Origin of the sequence: Bradyrhizobium hipponense (assembly GCF_008123965.1) — a bacterium.
Classification (GTDB): Bacteria; Pseudomonadota; Alphaproteobacteria; order Rhizobiales; family Xanthobacteraceae; genus Bradyrhizobium; species Bradyrhizobium hipponense.
On the sequence record NZ_VSTH01000078.1, the window covers coordinates 237,896 to 254,344 of the forward strand.

The window sequence follows — 16,449 nt, forward strand, 5'->3', positions numbered from 1 at the left end:
GTTGCTATCCACGCATGGTCGTAAAACCTCGCGTCCTTGGTTCGCGCCGCCGCCATGCTGAAGGCAGTATTAGCGACCTCAAACCGCTCTGTGATCTCCGTCACCGACCCAATTCGCGAACTGATGCATGGTGTCTCCACGCTGCGATTGGGCAGCTGGGAAAAAGGGAGATCGCCATGTCTGCCTATCGCACCACTCTTCTTGCCTCCGTCCTCGTCGTCGGGCTCGGCTCTGTCGTCGGCACGCGCCCGGCTGCGGCGATTGACTTGAGCTTCCTCAATCACATGAACCCCGAATATACGAAGTGCATCCGCAATGTGCACTCGCAGCTGCTGCCGCAGTATCGCAATGATCGCAAGATAAACGACGCGGCGGTCGAAGCGTGCAACCACGCGCATCCGATGTTCGGTAAGGGTTGATCCTGCGCCATGCTGGCCCTCAGTGTCGACCCCGAGAGCTCGCCAGTTTCAGCGGGCTCTCGCGGGCTCGTCGACGACGCGCAGTTGGGCTCCATAGCATAGGCGGAGGCGGTCGCTCGCCGCACAGCGGATGGAGGTCGGACCAGTTCCTGTTGTTCCGACCAGCCGGGCATGGGCGACAGCAAGCGCGTGTGCGAAAGTGACGCGAGCGTTCTGATTGGAACGTGCGGCGTGCAACCTTGTTTGGCCTAATCTCGTTTGGCAAATGCGCCGCGAAAGTGCCGATCCCTGCTGCGAGGAGGTGCAGCCATGACCGTCGACTTCAACCATACGATTTTGCCCGCGCGCGACAGCAAGGCCTCGGCTGACTTCCTTGCCGAGATGCTGGGGTTGCCGGCGCCGCGGCGTTGGGGGCCGTTCCACATGGTCAAGACCGACAATGACGCCAATCTCGACTACATGGAGACAAAAGGCGACATTGCGCATCAGCATTACGCCTTCCTGGTCGGTGACGCCGAGTTCGACGCGATCTTCAATCGGATTCGAGACAGGAACCTGCGCTACTGGGCCGATCCCGGTCGGCAGAAGGCCGGCGAAATCAATCGTCACGACGGCGGCCGCGGCCTTTATTTCGAGGATCTGAACGGACACCTGCTCGAAATCATCACGCGTCCCTATGGAAGCGGTGGCTGGAATCCCTAGACGCGACGGCTTGAAATCATCGCGCGATGCTCGCAATGTCGCCGGCGCGGAAAGCGCAGGCGGTATCAAGCGGCATCATGTATCTCGGCATCGACCTCGGCACGTCTGCCGTCAAGATCGTTCTCGTCGACGACGCCCAGCGCGTGGTGGCGAGCCGCAGCCGGCCGCTGACGGTCTCTTCGCCACATCCCGGCCATTGCGAGCAGGACCCGGCGCATTGGATCGAGGCCACATTCGCGGCACTGGACGCACTCAAGGCCGATCACGCGCGCGAACTGGCCGAGGTCGAGGGCGTCGGCCTGTCGGGCCAGATGCACGGCGCAACCCTGCTCGATGCGGGTCTGCGGCCGCTGCGGCCCTGCATTCTCTGGAATGACGGGCGCTCTTTCGCCGAATGCGCCGAGTTGGAGCGGCGCTGGCCTGCATTGCGGGCGACCACAGGCAACAAGGCGATGCCGGGATTCACCGCACCAAAACTGATGTGGGTCGCCAGGCACGAGCCGGAGATCTTCGCCGCCACCGGCCTTGTGCTGCAACCCAAGGCCTATCTGCGCCTCGTGCTGACCGGCGAGGCAATCGAGGATGTCTCGGATGCCTCGGGATCATTGTGGCTCGATGTTATCAGGCGCGATTGGTCGGACGAGGGGCTTGCCGCAACAGCTCTGTCGCGCCGGCAGATGCCGCGTCTAGTCGAGGGCTGCGCACCGGCGGCGCGGCTGCGCACCGAATTGGCGCAGCGCTGGGGCATGAGCAGGCGGCCGATGATCGCCGGCGGCGCCGGCGACAATCCGGCGGGAGCGATCGGCATCGGCGCCATCAACCCCGGCGCGGCGTTCATTTCGCTCGGGACTTCCGGCGCACTGCTGGTGCCGACGAAGACAGTCGCGTCCAATCCGGAGCGGGTCGTCCACACCTTTTGTCACGCCGTTCCGGGCAGGTGGATTCAAGCCGGTGCGATCCTCTCGGCGGCCTCGTGCCTGGCCTGGATCGCGCGGCTGCTGCGAGCGTCCGAATCTGACTTGCTGGCGCCGCTCGGGCTGTGCCCGCAGGCGCCGTCGCCGGTCAGCTTCCTGCCTTATCTTTCGGGCGAACGCACCCCGCATGATGATCCGGACGTGCGCGGCATGCTCGACGGGCTCAGTCACGCCACCGATCGTGACGCCATCGTGCAAGCCGTGCTCGAAGGCGTGGCCTTCGCGCTTGCGGATTGCCGGGACGTGCTTGCCGAGACTGGACTTGCGATTGCGGAGGCGGACGTCATCGGCGGCGGCTCGCGGTCGCGGTTCTGGCTTGCGGTGCTGGCCAATGTCCTGAACATCCCCGTACATCGCTTTGCCGAGGGCGAAACCGGCGCTGCGTTCGGCGCAGCGCGGCTCGGGCGGCTCGCGGTCACCGGGGAGACGATCGAGGCCGTCTGCACCGCGCCGCAGCGCGTCGAGACGTTCGAGCCCGAGCCCGCGCTTGCGCAGGCCTATGCCGCGCGGCTTGCGCAATGGCGCCGCCTGTACCAGCCGCGGTAATGACCGCGATACGCAAAGCATCGCGATCCGGCGCGAGGATGGTGCGCGACGATGTGGCGAAGAAAAGGCATTAGGTCCGAAGGTCGGTTCCGTCCGACAAAGATAAATCCGCCCCCGAGGGTTGGTCGGCTCGCGAGAGCTATTGCCCTGCGCCGCAGCCTTTTGTTTAATGCGCGCACGCGCGCCAGGGACAGAACGAGACGCGGGTGAGATGCGATGCCGCCGTCGGCGCATCGGGGAGGTGTGATGAGCGAGCCCATCCTCGAGATGCGCCGGGTATCCAAGTCTTTCTTCAGCATCAAGGCGTTGCGCGACGTCGACCTCACCGTCTATCCGGGCGAGATCCATGCCTTGATGGGCGAGAACGGCGCCGGCAAGTCCACGCTGATGAAGATCCTGTCGGGCGCCTACCGGCCCGATCCCGGCAGCGAAATCCGCATCGACGGCCAGCCGGTGCAGATCAACGGCCCGCACGGCGGCCGCGCCGCCGGGATTGCGATCATCTATCAGGAGCTCTCGCTCGCCCCCAATCTGAGCGTCGCCGAGAATATTTACCTCGGCCGCGAGGTCTCCCGCGGCGGCTTGCTGGCGCGCGAGGCGATGCAGGCCGGCGTCGGTCCGATTCTGGCGCGGCTTGGTGCCGATTTCACGCCGCAGACGCTGGTTGCCAATCTCTCGATGGGCCAGCGCCAGCTGGTCGAGATCGCCCGTGCGCTGCACGCCCGTTCAAGAATCCTGATCATGGACGAGCCGACGACGGCGCTGTCGGCCGGCGAGAGCGAACGGCTGTTCGCCCTGATCCGCCAGCTGCGCGCCGAAGGTCTTGCCATCATCTATATCTCGCATCGCATGGACGAGGTCTACGCGCTCGGCGACCGCGTCACGGTGCTGCGCGATGGCACGCTGGTCGGCTCGCTCGACAAGGGCGAGATCCGCGCCGACGCCATCGTGCGGATGATGGTGGGACGCGACGTCTCGTCCTTCTACAAGAAGGATCATGATCCCCAGGCGCGACCGGGCGCGCCGGTGCTCGCGGCCGTCGACATCGGCGACGGGCGGCGCGTCAAGGGATGTTCGCTGACGGTGCATTCGGGCGAGGTCGTCGGCCTTGCCGGCCTGATCGGCGCCGGCCGCACCGAGCTCGCACATCTCATCATCGGCGCCGCGCCCATGACCTCCGGCCATGTCGAGATCGAGGGCCGCACGGTCTCCATTCGCACGCCCGGCGAGGCGCTGGACGCGGGCATTGCCTACCTCACCGAGGACAGAAAGGCGCTCGGCCTGTTCCTCGACATGTCCTGCCTCGACAACATCAATCTGGCGGTGCTCGGCCGCGATGCGAAGTTTGGCGGCATCCTCGACCGCGACAAGGCGCGCGAGCGCGCCAAGCGCGCGTTCGCTGGCCTCGGCATCCGCGCCGCGAATGTCGGCGTTCCCGCCGGCGGGCTCTCCGGCGGCAACCAGCAGAAGGTGCTGCTGTCGCGGCTGCTGGCGATCGGCCCGAAAATCCTGATCCTGGACGAGCCGACGCGCGGCGTCGACGTCGGCGCCAAGTCCGAGATCTATTCGATCATCGACAACCTTGCAAAAGCAGGCACCGCGGTGCTCGTCATCTCGTCAGACCTGCCCGAGATCATCGGCATCTGCGACCGCGTCATCGTGATGCGCGCAGGGCACATTGCCGGCCAGATGCGGCGCGGTGCGACGCCGCTCAGCCAGGAGGAGATCATGGCACTTGCCACCGGAACGGAGCAGCTCGATGCCTGAGAACGGCGCTTCCGCCAAAACCGCCTCCGCCAAAACCGCCCCTGCCACGCCCGGCCTTGCGGCCGCACAGGAGACCAAGCGGCAGCGCACGCGGATGATCATTCGCGCGGTCGGCATGCTGCCGGTGCTGCTGCTCTTGTGCATCGGCTTTCATGTCCTGTCGGACGGCCGCTTCTTCACCGGCCAGAACATCGGCATCGTTGTGCAGCAGTCCGCGGTCAACACTGTGCTAGCCGCAGGCATGACCTTCGTCATCCTCACCGGCGGCATCGATCTGTCGGTCGGCTCCATCCTCGCGGCCTCGGCGATGGCCGGGCTGATCATCTCCAAATTCCCCGATCTCGGGGCGCTGTGGCTGCCGGTCGCGGTGCTCACCGGCGCGGTGTTCGGCATCCTCAATGGCGCCTTGATCGCACTGTTGCGGCTGCCACCCTTCATCGTCACTCTGGGGTCGTTGACCGCGGTGCGCGGCGCCGCGCGCCTGCTCGGCGCCGATACCACGGTGTTCAATCCGTCGATACCCTATGCCTTCATCGGCAACGGCGCGCTGACGCTTATTCCCGGCGTCGTCTCGATTCCCTGGCTCTGGGTGATCGCGCTCCTGGTCATCCTGGTGTCGTGGTTGGTGCTCAAGCGCACCGTGCTCGGGGTGCACATCTATGCGGTCGGAGGCAACGAGAGCGCGGCGCGGCTGGCCGGCATCAAGGTCTGGGCCGTGCTGATCTTCGTCTACGGGGTCTCCGGCCTGCTCGCGGGCCTCGGCGGCGCCATGCAGGCGGCGCGTCTCTACGCGGCCAATGGCCTGCAGCTCGGCCAGTCCTACGAGCTCGACGCCATCACCGCCGTGATCCTGGGCGGCACCTCTTTTGTCGGCGGCATCGGCTCGATCTGGGGAACGCTGGTCGGCGCGCTGATCATTGCCGTGTTGTCGAACGGCCTGATCCTGATCGGCGTGTCCGATGTCTGGCAATATGTCATCAAGGGCCTGGTGATCATCGGCGCGGTGGCGCTGGACCGCTATCGGCTGCAGGGCTCGGCGCGCACCTGAAGCGCCGAGGAAATGCGCTGCGCCGTCATATCGATTCCGTCACGGCAACTGGTCGCCGTGGCGGAGATTCAAACAGACCAGGGAGGAAGCCAATGTTGAAGACGATCTCGTTAGCCGGCGCCGCGATGGCGCTCGTCCTGAGCTCCGCACCGACCTTCGCCAAGGAGCTCAAGTCGATCGGCATTTCGCTGGGCTCGCTCGGCAATCCGTTCTTCGTCGCGCTGTCGAAGGGCGCCGAGTTCGAGGCCAAGAAGACCAATCCCAACGTCAAGATCACCACCGTCGGCTTCGAGTATGACCTCGGCAAGCAGGTCACCCAGATCGACAATTTCATCGCCGCCGGCGTCGACCTGATCCTGCTCAATCCCGGCGATCCCAAGGCGGTTGGCCCTGCGATCAAGAAGGCGCAAGCGGCCGGCATCGTCGTCGTAGCCGTCGACACCGCCGCCGAAGGCGCCGACGCCACGGTGACCACCAACAACGTCCAGGCCGGCGAGATCTCCTGCCAGTACATCGTCGACAAGCTGGGCGGCAAAGGCGATGTGATCATCGAGAACGGCCCGCAGGTCTCCGCGGTGATCGACCGCGTCGTCGGCTGCAAGAACGTGCTCGGCAAGAACCCCGGCATCAAGGTCTTGTCCAACGACCAGGACGGCAAGGGCTCGCGCGAAGGCGGGCTGACGGTGGCGCAGGGCTATCTGACCCGCTTTGCCAAGATCGACGCCGTCTTCGCCATCAACGATCCGCAGGCCATCGGCACCGATCTTGCGGCGCGCCAGCAGCAGCGCACCGGCATCGTCATCACCGCGGTCGACGGCGCGCCCGACATCGAAGCCGCGCTGAAGGACCCGCAGGCGGCGCAGATCCAGGCCTCCGCCTCGCAGGATCCGTTCTTCATGGCCCGCCGCGCCGTGCAGGTCGGCGTCGGCATCCTCAACGGCCAGAAGCCGGCATCCACCGTCGAGCTGCTGCCCTCGAAACTCGTGACGCGCGACAACGTCAAAGAGTACAAGGGCTGGACCTCGGACCGCTCGCAGTAAGCGGCAGGCGACGGCCGGCGCCGCATGCGGCGCCGGCTGGTCTCGCGGAGTGCGGATTGTTTAGGTTCAAATCCTGCTCTCAAGCAGTCCGCAGACTCTATCATGGCATAAGTCCCACTTCGGCTGTTCAATGCAAAGCGAACGTCGCTCCTTTCCGCCATGACCGCATGTGTGCCCGAAGGCGAAGATCGCCATTGTGTCCCGGCACGTCGGCAGTCGAGGCCAGGGCGGACCTCGGGAAGACGCGCCAAATCACGTGAATGATCCGAAGCCGCCATCGTTCGAGCGAGAATAACCATTCAGGGCGTAATCAATGTCTCGACAGGAATTCCAACGTGATCTGGTTGAAGACGTCTGCATTTTGTCTCTGCATAACGTGCCCTGCATTCGGTATTACCACTGTTGCACGACAATAGCGCACGCCCCGCGAAAGAAGGTCAATGGTGGGAAGTTGCGCCTGCGGTGGTGATCTTCACCCTAGCGACCGCGCCAATCATGTTTAGTTCAGACTCCTCGCCCGCCGCGGGGAGGTGGTTTACCGTGAAAGGCGTCAACAAAGGTGTGCTGACCATCGAGACCAATTTCGCTGGCGTATCCGAACTCGATCCGCGGCAACAGAAGAACGGCCTCTGCAGCCCGGCGACCTTTTGCGGCTGGCAGGCGGACGGGACCTGCGGGTCGAAGCTTGCGACCGCTGATCCAGGCAAGGACCCGTTGCTTGTCGCCGATCCGGCGCTGGCCAAGGAAGCGGACGCAGTTTGCCGGACTTGGGCGGTCAAGGATCTCGACTGCCCGTCGGCCGGATGTTTCGGCTTCTCGTTCAAACTTCCGGCTGGCTTCAAGGCGTTGAACCAGGGGCAGGCGGGGCGTCCGACGCCAACCGCATTTCCCGCGACAGGCGACTTCGCCACGCGTTTCCTCAACACCAAGGTCGTCCCTGATAACGCAAGCCGCGCCCAGGGTGGGGGCGAGACGGAGTGTTTTTATCGAAGAGTGCCGGGCAGTTGCACGGCGCAGCAATAGCCCAGCCCCGTTCATCGATCTGAGCGCGTCAATGTCACGACGTTGGCGCTGCCGATCCGAAATGTTGGCGGCCGAATGATCCGAGCGGAAGCACAGCTTCCGTTCCGCGAATGGTTGCTCAAGCGATGGGAGCTGGGGTACGGGGCGGCCTTGGCCCGCCGCTCACTCGCATTCTTCGCGTTGCGGCGAGATCCCCGCTCATTCCCGTCTTAAACTGGAATGGTATATGCCCAATTCTTTGCTGGCCAGTATGAGGATGGTCTCTTTTGGGCCATGAAAGCCCTCCAACACCGTTCGAAATTCCTGGGTGCCCAACGGATAGCGACGGCTAGTCTGGCGATGGCCAGACGTACCGCAGAAGCCACGCGGGCATGCGACGCAATTTTGCAGAGCGACTCCACCTTGCAGCTACACGTCGGTTGATAGAGGCAAACCGGAAGCAAGTTCAGCCTGGCATCTACCGCTGCTTTTGACCCGGAGCCGAACAACGATTGAGCCGCAGTCACGTCTCCTGTTGAGGATGGACCTGACGGTTGCGGTCGTCGACCGATCATTTCTGGTTTGGAATGTTCTGAATGGCCCCGTTCACCGGATTCCACTGCACCCGACCATCGGAAGCGGAAAGGTTTAGACCGCCGCCGGTCCCGAAGAGAACCATGTGGCCTGAGTTGGCGACATCGACACCGAGCACGGCACGAGGAAGTTTTGCAGCATTGGACATAGTCAAGGACGGATCCTGCTGATCATTGAGAGAAAGCATTGCCCGAGAGCCTTGCTCTGCATCCAAGAGCGCCACTGAAGGCGCGCCATTCGGGCGAAGCCCGATGCTGAGACGCACCTTCTCACGGCCATCGAACAACGAGATTTGCGGCGTTCCGTCGGACGCGGATGAAATCAACGCTACTATCTTGCCGGTGTCATTGCGCAAGGCTATCGTTTCCGCGGACAAAGTCTTGACTTTGACTGTATTGGCACTGACGGTCGACTGCAATTGTGATGAAACTATCGTTGCAGCCGCCATGATTGTGGCCCCTAACACGCTCCATTTAAGGGCCTTGAGCAATCGGTCCTGCCGCTGGATGTGCGATGCAAGATTTTCAAGAGTGAGTTCTGTCTTGAGCATAACTGCTCCTTTGCGTTCGAAAATGCTTCATCGCGAGCGTAAGCTAGTATGGATCCTGGGTGCGGACTTTGCGCGCCCAGCGGCGGATGCTGGCAGCAAACCGCTGTGACAGTCACCTCAGCGGCCGCCGGGAAGGTAGTTTTGCTTGCAGGTTTCAATGTTCCTGTTTCGGTTCGGGTAGTCAGAACCGAAGGCCCCCACGTATTTTAGACAGGCCATGTATGGCTTGTTTCCCATCCAAGCATATTGTGAGCCCCAGCCTGCTGCAGCAGGCGAATAGTCGGCGGATCCGAGTAGAGAGCCGAACCCAATGAGGGCAGCGAACAGAGCAAGGCGAGCGGTTTTCATTTGAGGTCCTCCTATTTTCGGCCGCCGATCGCGGCCACGATGCAGAGATGCCGCAATTGCTTTGTGCCTTCAGTGACCTATGTCACGGGCGGTGTTTATCCTTGTGCAGCCTACTCACCACGGCGGGATCGATCGGCTTTGGTCCTTGGCCGTCGATCAGTTGACCCCGTGTCACGTCGGCTGTCGGTGGCAAGCCGGACGCAAGTCCAACCCTGGCGTCTACCGTTGCTTTCGGCCCTCTGCGAAGAAGCGGCAGCCCTCCGCGAGGTCCGCTCACTGAGGCATGGCGGACCAGATTTGCTCACGTTGAGTTCTTCGCATTTTGACCCAGAACGGACCTTGCCCTTTGCTCGCGTACTGGTGCGAACCTCAAGAAGTTCGCACCAGTGGCGAGTCGCCTATCAACGATCTATTGGATTTTTGGCCGCTGGGCCGACGCCTCGGAGCCGGTCGGAGTTATTCCGCGAAGCCGCCCTCCTGAAGAGCTTGCCGAATCGCGATCTCAACCGGTGAATAATTGCCGTCCACCCGCTCGAGCCGGATGGGTTCCGAGGGATGCAGCGGCGGCTGGGCCATGAACCGCGGCGCCGTCCCTTGGTGGCGCTGCCCGGCGTGCAGGAGGAACGGATGGCACAGGTAGACAGTGCCGGCTTCACCCGTCGCCAGCGCCTCGGGCCGCTCGGCTCCCATCTAACCCTGCGCCATTTCCGTTTGTGACATCCCAGTCTCGCCTGCTGGCGCGAGGAAGCGTGCCATGTCGAAGTGTGATCCCACCCTTATCCGCGTTGGGGCGTCGCGTGGGCCGATGTCGGAAAACAGGAACAGCATCAACAGGGCGCGGCCGCGCGACCTCACATTCGCGCGCCGCTCATTCGGATCGCCGCCATCGGGGGAAAAGCTTGTATCCATGTGCCAACCGTCGTCTCCGGGCTCATCCGGATGGGGGAAGCGTACGACAAACGTGCCCCCGAAGCCCAGCGAGCCCAGGCGCCAACGGCCCTCGCCGACGATCTGATCGAACGCGGCGTGCAGCAGCGGCGTGCGCTCCGCCTTCAGGAACGGCGCGTCCTTGTAGCCGGAAAGCCGGATGACCGGTTTTGTCCAGGTCGCCTGATTGTGGGGATCGCAGCCAGTATCGCGCCACAGGATGGTGCGGGCCTCGTCGGCAAGTTCGCGCGGAAACGCCCGGTCGATGCGGACGAATCCGTCGCGAATGAATTGCTGTATCTGATCATCGCTGAGTGCGCGCATCGACTCATGTTCATCAGCAGGCATGAATATCCTCATATCGTTATAGGCCGGTCACCTGTCGCCGCGTGATGCGACGTTGGGTGCGGCTCATTGGTCCAGGAATGTGGGATGGGCGGCCAGGCAGTTGCCCAGCACGCTCTTGTCTTCCACCCGCTCGAAGCAGGCGCCGCTGTTAACGGCTGAGGAAGAAGACCGAGACGATATCGGATGTGCGGATCATCATGATGTTTTAGCGTAGCACTAATAGGTTTGAAGGATCAACAAAGGGCGTGAGGCCAGCGGTGCAAGACTCAAAGACCAGAGTCCGCGTCTGGCCCAAGGCGAACATCACGATGGCGGTCCCGCACGTCGGCTGTCGAGGTGAGACCGGACCTTGCAAAGGCGCGGCCAACTCGACGCAAATGACCCCGTTGCGGACGTGCGAAGAGGCGGCTCGGAGGCCCCGATCTGGAGGGGTCTGCTCGCACTGTCGACGATGGGCTCACCCCGCCAGTCCTTAACCGCACCTGTGGTACCGGATTTTGGTACCTAGCGCCTTCCGCGTACCTAGGCTAGGCTCCCTTCAGAACAGACAAAGGGAGGCCTCGATGCGTGTGGTCGCTCTCACGTTGTTTGTTGCCGCGTTGCTTGTGAGCGAAGCGGTACTGGCGGAATGCCCGACAGCCGAGGCAATCCAGATCTTCGTTAAGGACTGGCAAGCGAAGCGCCCGACGAAGGCGCTGCCCGTTTCCGATATGAGGGATGCCGTATGCGCTCGCGACAAGCTCGTCGAGGCCTTGACCAACTCGCAAGGTAAGGTCGTCGGATACAAGGCTGGGCTGACAGCTAAGGCGGTTCAGGAGCGCTTCAATTGGAACGCGCCTGTTGCGGGCCTTGTGCTCGAAAAGATGGTGTTGAACGATGGTGCCACTGTGCCGGCCGCGTTCGGAGCGCGCCCCGTATGGGAGTCCGATATGCTCCTCGTCGTAAAGGATGACGGTGTAAATCAGGCAAAAACTCCCGAGGAGGCCCTGCGACATATATCAGGGATGCGGCCCTACATCGAGCTGAACGACATCGCGCTCGGCCCCAACGAGAAGATCGATGGCCTTCAGCTTATCGCGATCAACGTTGCCGCTCGTCTCGGCGTCGCGGGTCCTGAAGTTCCGTTGGAGAACACGCCGGATACGCTGATGCGCCTCGCTGAGACGAAGATCGTCGCGACGGACGAGAGCGGCGCCACGCTCGCCGAAGGAGTCGGTGCGGCGACGCTCGGGAATCCGCTAAGCGTGGTCGTGTGGCTTGCGGAAGACCTCGCGAAGAACGGCCGCAAGCTGAACGCTGGTGACCTGATCAGCGTCGGGGCGTTCTCGCCATTGACCCCGCCGAAACCGGGTCAGACGGTCACCGTCCGATATGAAGGACTGCCGAACATGCCGAAGGTGTCAGTGAGATTTGAGTAGGCCATTTCGTCGTTCGGGTCGATTGATCCGGGTCGCGCCAGCGCATCGCATCAGGCCTGCTCTGTTGTAAAGCGCGGCCGCAAGTTGTTCGAAACTTCGCTTGAGGGGTTGTGCGATGTTGCCGGAGACGCGGTATGCCAAAAGCGGAGAGGTTCGGATCGCGTATCAGGTGGTCGGGAAAGGGCCGATTGATCTGATCCTTGTGCCGGGCTTCATCTCCAATCTCGATCACCAGTGGGACAACCCGGCGCTGGCGCATTTCCTATCGCGGCTTGCGAGCTTCAGCCGTCTCATCCTGTTCGACAAGCGCGGCACCGGGCTTTCGGACAGGACCGGAAGCATCCCGACCCTGGAAGAGCGCATGGATGATGTGCGCGCGGTGATGGATGCGGTTGGCAGCGAACGCGCCGCCGTCTTCGGTACCTCGGAGGGCGGTGCGATGAGCATGCTGTTCGCGGCGAGCTATCCCGAGCGGTGCCAGGCCCTGGTGCTCTATGGAGCCTACGCCCACTTCTTCACGTGGGTCCTGCCGCCGGATAAGTTCGAAGGCTTTCTCGACAAGGTCGAGCAGTCGTGGGGAACAGGGGCGAGCATCACTGCGTTCGCACCGACGTGGGCGTCGGACGAGCGATTCAGGCAATGGTGGGCACGCTCGGAGCGATTGGGAGCGAGTCCTTCAGCTGTCCTTGCGCTCCTGCGCATGAACAGCGAGATCGACGTTCGGCACGTTCTCCCGACCATTCGCACGCCGACGCTCGTGCTGCATCGGGCCGGCGACAGCAGGGTCAACGTGGAAGCCGGGCGCTACCTGGCGCAGACGATTCCGGGGGCGAAATACGTTGAGCTATCTGGACAGGACCATTTTATCTCGGCGGGCGACGCCGACAGTGTCGCTAGCGAGATGGACGAATTCCTCACTGGCTCACGCACCCACGTCGAGCCGGATCGCATCCTCGCAACGGTCATGCTCACCGATATCGTCGACTCGACGAAGCGCGCATCGGAACTCGGTGATAGGCGCTGGAACGCACTGCTCGATCAGCATGACCGACTTGCACGGCTGGAGATTGAGCGCTTCAAGGGACGGGAAGTGAAAGCAACAGGCGATGGGTTCCTGGCAACTTTCGACGGTCCTGCTCGTGCAATCCGGTGCGCTGCCGCCATCTCCGAGGGGGTACGCTCGCTGGATCTCCAGGTCCGAGGCGGAGTCCATACGGGGGAGATAGAGGTAAAGCCGGACGACATTAGCGGAATAGCTGTGCACATCGCAGCTCGCATCTGCGCGTTGGCCGGGCCAGGGGAGGTGCTCGTGTCCAGCACTGTTCGCGATCTCGTCGCAGGCGCAAACCTTCGCTTCGGAGATCACGGTTATCACGCCTTGAAGGGACTTGACGAAGCCGTGCACCTGTTTCGGGCCGAGACTGAAGAGCACGTGCGGGCCTCCTTGGCGATGTGACTCCAACGCTTGGGCTGCTCTGTCGTCTACATTTCTTGGCATCCCAAATCGGAGCCCGCGTAGCGTGTGTGATTTTTTAATCTCGAGATTCAGGGCCCCCGCACCACAGGCAGCGCGGCTTGCCGTCGCTTGAGCGCCGGAACAACTCTCAGGCGAAGGTTCAAGGTCGGCCCGTGGCCCGAAGGCGAGCATTGCCATCGTGTCCGGCTCGTCGGCCTCCGTCGTGCCGCGCCAGGCCGCTCGCCTGCTGGAGATTCAGATTCTGGCCGAACGTGTCGGTTGGCGTAGCGCGGCGATACGTCCGGCGTCCGGCGCAAAACCGGAAGTCACCGGCTGAGGGACAAGCCGACGCGATTGACTCGGAGCTGACATCGGGGCGAGAACCAGATATAGACCTTTTATTTTCAATCCTTGCGTGCGAGGCCGAGATGCATCTTCGATCTGCTGCGCTCATGTTGTTGGTTTATGGGGGTGTAACCACCGTCGTCATGGCCGAAGAACCCAAGCGTATTTCGATTGACGGGTATGAGATCGCCTACGTTGAAACAGGCAAAGGCGACCCGGTCATATTCGTCCATGGCGGTTTGCAGGACTACCGTATGTGGAGCGAACAGCTTCCGAAATTCGGTGCCCAATATCGCGCAATTGCATATAGCCGTCGAAACAATTACCCGAATAAGCGAAGTCCGGAGGGTATGCCGGATGGCGCCGCCGACGTACATGGCGAAGACCTTGCTGCGCTTGTGCGTGCTCTAGGCTACTCAAAGGCGCGGATAGTGGCGCATTCATCCGGCGCGCATGCGGCGCTCTTCTTTGCAGCCACGCACCCTGACATGGTCGTCAGCCTCGCGCTAAATGAGCCTCCCGCGACCGGCATGCTCAACGGCGTTCCAGATGAACTTGGAAAATGTTGCATCATATCAGGCGGACGCGATCACGAAGCGACCACGGGCGGTTTTCACTTGCGAGATGGCCAAAAAGATTACGGCACCTACGCTGTTGTCCAACGGCGAACGAAGCCCGCCCTTCTTTCATCGCATTGTAGATCAGTTGGAAATGTGTTTGCCCAACCGCGAAAGGATAGAGATTGCGGGAAGCTCGCATACCGTTTCCTCGGAAAACCCCGACGCTTACGATCAGGCGGTGCTTTCCTTCATGGTGAAGCATTAACAAGGTACGCCTGATCGCTGAGACGTCAGCTTCTGTGCCGTTTCAGACCTGCGGGAATTACAGTGACACTTATTGACTTTTCGCTCCCTGGCCGCGGTGTCGCTTGGATTGAATGCACTGAAGATCATCTAGCCGGCCTTCGCAACCGAGAAGGCGGTACCGTAATTCACGTAATTCCCACGGCCTGATCAGCCCGAACGATCGGCTCTCCGGCGAAGCGGAGTGATTTCAGCACCGTCGTGGTTGCTTAACTGGGCCGTGCCGAAGCGACTAGCATCGCCCGTTTCGTTACTGCGTCGGCAGAACCAAAACACGAGGTGGGGCTACATTCCTGGAGAAGATCTCCTCGACTTCGGAACGCATGGTCTCGCGGCATTCGCACGCCTCCGCTGCGAGCCGCGATGGGTCGATCTCGATTTCACCTCGCCGTTCAGATTTGATCGCTCCGGAAGCGCGTAGATTGCGCATCAGGAGCGTCACCGTCGTTCGTCGCACTCCCAGTATTTGCGAAAGCGCCTCCTGGGTGAGCGGGAGGACGTCGTGGTCGACGCGGTCGCGAAGATGGAGCAGCCAGCGTGCCATGCGGGCTTGGACCGGATGCAGCGCATTGCAGGCCCCGCCGACTTGAAACTGAATCAGCATGGCCTTGAAGTGAATCTGGATTGCATGGCGGATCGCGGGGCTCTGGTTGAAAGCGGCGTGGAATCGCGATGCGGGAATCCGCGAGGCGGTGCCCGCGGCACGAACGATGGCGGTAACGGCCGCAGGGGACGGCCCCAGCACGGAAAGAGTGCCTACGGCTCCCTCGCGCCCTATTGCGGCGCTGGCGACCGTCTGCCCGTTCGCCATGTCGATCATGACCGAAATGGCGCCACTGTGAGGGAAGAGGACGTGCTCGGTCTGGTCACCCGCCCGCGAGACGACCGCGTCCCGATCGAGCGCGACGATCTCGAACTCGGGTGCCAGCAGATCGAGGTCTGCCGACGGTAGTGTCGCCAGAAGTCGGTTACCAATTCCGCTGGGAAGCGTCACTGTAGCCCCCCGCGAAACATCCGCCGCATCGCATTTCGAGCGCCATAGGGCGGCAGCTTCAAACTTTGTTTAAATCCACCTACGCTTCGCGCTCCGAAATCCAATTCAGCTGCGGAAGCTCTCAATCTCAAAAATAAAGCTCCAAACACACGCGACCGCGAGGTGAGTTTTTATCTTGCAGGATCATTGACGACTAAATCCAAGTGCCACGAGACACAATTGCAAAATGCGTATGGGTAACACCGTAGGGAGTTCCAATTTCCTGCTCGCGGCAAACGCTGCGGCGATCTCGGAACAATGATGCGCGATGAATACCGTGGACCACGATCGGTGCGTTCCACGCGATGATGCGCGCACTCTACGCGAAGCGGGCGTCTAGGAATTCCTTCCACCAGGACTCGATGTCCGGCTTTTCCGCGCATGCAGACGAGGTAGTCATTTGGTCCGTAAGTGGCCCCAAGGCAAAGATCTCTTGAACCGGCGTAATGTCGGCTGTCGGTAGCAAACCGGAAGGAAGTTCAGCCTGGCATCTACCGCTCCTTCTGACCCTTAGCCGACTTTGCGGCGCGCTTTCGCACCTACATGCGAACCTTAGATGCGAGGAGCCAGGCAACTGATCGTGATGACGGCAGGTGCCCGTGCCTGGGTTGTCCGCCTGAGACACCGCCACTAAACTACTTGCCTCTCTGCGACTTTGAATCCGGAGTCTCGGTTATGCATCTGATCCCTTGCAGTGCCGCTTTCTGGATCATTCTCGCAATGCTCATTGTCGCGGAAGGCACAACACGTTGTGCGGACGCTGCATCATTCGCGGAGGTGCGGCAGCAAGAACTCCTACGCCTCTGCGCTAACCCGTCCGCACTTCCTTATTCGAACCTCACCGATAGAGGCGGTCTTGCCGGGTTCCAAGTCGAACTCGCGGAAGTTTTGGCGCATGAGATGGGATTAAAGCTCGGCGTGACCTGGGTTCGAAACGCCGGTGATATTAAGAACTCGGACTGCGATATCTTGATGGACGTAGTCGCCTCCGCCGCAACCTACGAGCGGGAGGGACTTACCGGACCGCTGACAAGCCATCTACCCCTCCGCTTTTCGAGACCTTACGCAA

The 16,449-nt window shown here is 62.1% G+C and carries 14 protein-coding genes and 2 pseudogenes; 12 read left to right on the top strand and 4 right to left on the bottom strand.

Translation table 11 applies throughout. From position 1 onward, the window contains the following. The first annotated feature begins 176 nt into the window (after positions 1–176). The 7 genes from FXV83_RS23530 (at position 177) to FXV83_RS23560 (ending at position 7,519) form a co-directional block, all read left to right on the top strand. Positions 177–419 (top strand): hypothetical protein, encoded by a 243-nt coding sequence (locus tag FXV83_RS23530; RefSeq protein ID WP_148741738.1) that lies wholly within the window; start codon positions 177–179, stop codon positions 417–419. A gap of 309 nt (positions 420–728) precedes the next feature. Next, positions 729–1,121: a VOC family protein gene (locus tag FXV83_RS23535; RefSeq protein ID WP_148741739.1), complete on the top strand. Its 393-nt coding sequence runs from the start codon at positions 729–731 to the stop codon at positions 1,119–1,121. Between the two features lie 77 nt (positions 1,122–1,198). Further along, positions 1,199–2,641, top strand: a complete 1,443-nt coding sequence (gene xylB / locus FXV83_RS23540) for a xylulokinase (protein WP_148741767.1) — start codon at positions 1,199–1,201, stop codon at positions 2,639–2,641. A 246-nt stretch (positions 2,642–2,887) separates the two neighbouring features. Next, entirely contained in the window at positions 2,888–4,408 is a 1,521-nt protein-coding gene (locus FXV83_RS23545; protein WP_148741740.1) for a sugar ABC transporter ATP-binding protein, read from the top strand. Then, positions 4,401–5,456 carry an ABC transporter permease subunit gene (locus FXV83_RS23550; protein ID WP_148741741.1) on the top strand — a complete coding sequence of 352 codons (1,056 nt, stop codon included), beginning with the start codon at positions 4,401–4,403 and terminating at the stop codon, positions 5,454–5,456. Before FXV83_RS23545 ends, FXV83_RS23550 begins: the two co-directional genes overlap by 8 nt. A gap of 92 nt (positions 5,457–5,548) precedes the next feature. Next, on the top strand, positions 5,549–6,496 hold the full coding sequence (locus FXV83_RS23555; protein WP_148741742.1) for an ABC transporter substrate-binding protein: 948 nt from the start codon (positions 5,549–5,551) through the stop codon (positions 6,494–6,496). A gap of 540 nt (positions 6,497–7,036) precedes the next feature. Then, positions 7,037–7,519 (top strand): hypothetical protein, encoded by a 483-nt coding sequence (locus tag FXV83_RS23560; RefSeq protein ID WP_235940120.1) that lies wholly within the window; start codon positions 7,037–7,039, stop codon positions 7,517–7,519. A gap of 550 nt (positions 7,520–8,069) precedes the next feature. On the opposite strand, the gene FXV83_RS23565 is transcribed toward FXV83_RS23560, so the two are convergent. From FXV83_RS23565 to FXV83_RS23575, 3 genes and pseudogenes are all read right to left on the bottom strand, one after another. Then, on the bottom strand, positions 8,070–8,642 hold the full coding sequence (locus FXV83_RS23565; RefSeq protein WP_148741743.1) for a hypothetical protein: 573 nt from the start codon (positions 8,640–8,642) through the stop codon (positions 8,070–8,072). 117 nt (positions 8,643–8,759) lie between these two features. Beyond that, entirely contained in the window at positions 8,760–8,990 is a 231-nt protein-coding gene (locus FXV83_RS23570; protein WP_148741744.1) for a hypothetical protein, read from the bottom strand. 456 nt (positions 8,991–9,446) lie between these two features. After that, a pseudogene (locus tag FXV83_RS23575) lies at positions 9,447–10,241 on the bottom strand (phytanoyl-CoA dioxygenase family protein). Between the two features lie 587 nt (positions 10,242–10,828). On the opposite strand from FXV83_RS23575, the gene FXV83_RS23580 reads away from it, so the two are divergent. From FXV83_RS23580 to FXV83_RS23590, 4 genes are all read left to right on the top strand, one after another. After that, positions 10,829–11,683: a 2-keto-4-pentenoate hydratase gene (locus FXV83_RS23580; protein ID WP_148741745.1), complete on the top strand. Its 855-nt coding sequence runs from the start codon at positions 10,829–10,831 to the stop codon at positions 11,681–11,683. 115 nt (positions 11,684–11,798) lie between these two features. Next, on the top strand, positions 11,799–13,139 hold the full coding sequence (locus FXV83_RS23585; RefSeq protein WP_148741746.1) for an adenylate/guanylate cyclase domain-containing protein: 1,341 nt from the start codon (positions 11,799–11,801) through the stop codon (positions 13,137–13,139). A gap of 199 nt (positions 13,140–13,338) precedes the next feature. Then, on the top strand, positions 13,339–13,476 hold the full coding sequence (locus FXV83_RS42955) for a hypothetical protein (protein WP_187436102.1): 138 nt from the start codon (positions 13,339–13,341) through the stop codon (positions 13,474–13,476). Between the two features lie 91 nt (positions 13,477–13,567). Continuing rightward, positions 13,568–14,323, top strand: a complete 756-nt coding sequence (locus tag FXV83_RS23590; protein WP_148741747.1) for an alpha/beta fold hydrolase — start codon at positions 13,568–13,570, stop codon at positions 14,321–14,323. Between the two features lie 274 nt (positions 14,324–14,597). Here FXV83_RS23590 and FXV83_RS23595 read toward each other — a convergent pair whose 3' ends face one another. Further along, positions 14,598–15,341, bottom strand: coding sequence for a Crp/Fnr family transcriptional regulator (locus FXV83_RS23595; RefSeq protein ID WP_148741748.1), 744 nt, complete (start codon positions 15,339–15,341; stop codon positions 14,598–14,600). 714 nt (positions 15,342–16,055) lie between these two features. On the opposite strand from FXV83_RS23595, the pseudogene FXV83_RS43530 reads away from it, so the two are divergent. Then, positions 16,056–16,449, top strand: a pseudogene (locus FXV83_RS43530) (hypothetical protein); the annotation flags it as partial.

Bases quoted from the DNA above. Each gene is read 5' to 3' on its own strand.
- FXV83_RS23530 (WP_148741738.1), top strand. From the start codon at position 177: ATGTCTGCCTATCGCACCACTCTTCTTGCCTCCGTCCTCGTCGTCGGG.
- FXV83_RS23535 (WP_148741739.1), top strand. From the start codon at position 729: ATGACCGTCGACTTCAACCATACGATTTTGCCCGCGCGCGACAGCAAG.
- xylB (WP_148741767.1), top strand. From the start codon at position 1,199: ATGTATCTCGGCATCGACCTCGGCACGTCTGCCGTCAAGATCGTTCTC.
- FXV83_RS23545 (WP_148741740.1), top strand. From the start codon at position 2,888: ATGAGCGAGCCCATCCTCGAGATGCGCCGGGTATCCAAGTCTTTCTTC.
- FXV83_RS23550 (WP_148741741.1), top strand. From the start codon at position 4,401: ATGCCTGAGAACGGCGCTTCCGCCAAAACCGCCTCCGCCAAAACCGCC.
- FXV83_RS23555 (WP_148741742.1), top strand. From the start codon at position 5,549: ATGTTGAAGACGATCTCGTTAGCCGGCGCCGCGATGGCGCTCGTCCTG.
- FXV83_RS23565 (WP_148741743.1), bottom strand. From the start codon at position 8,642: ATGCTCAAGACAGAACTCACTCTTGAAAATCTTGCATCGCACATCCAG.
- FXV83_RS23570 (WP_148741744.1), bottom strand. From the start codon at position 8,990: ATGAAAACCGCTCGCCTTGCTCTGTTCGCTGCCCTCATTGGGTTCGGC.
- FXV83_RS23580 (WP_148741745.1), top strand. From the start codon at position 10,829: ATGCGTGTGGTCGCTCTCACGTTGTTTGTTGCCGCGTTGCTTGTGAGC.
- FXV83_RS23585 (WP_148741746.1), top strand. From the start codon at position 11,799: ATGTTGCCGGAGACGCGGTATGCCAAAAGCGGAGAGGTTCGGATCGCG.
- FXV83_RS23590 (WP_148741747.1), top strand. From the start codon at position 13,568: ATGCATCTTCGATCTGCTGCGCTCATGTTGTTGGTTTATGGGGGTGTA.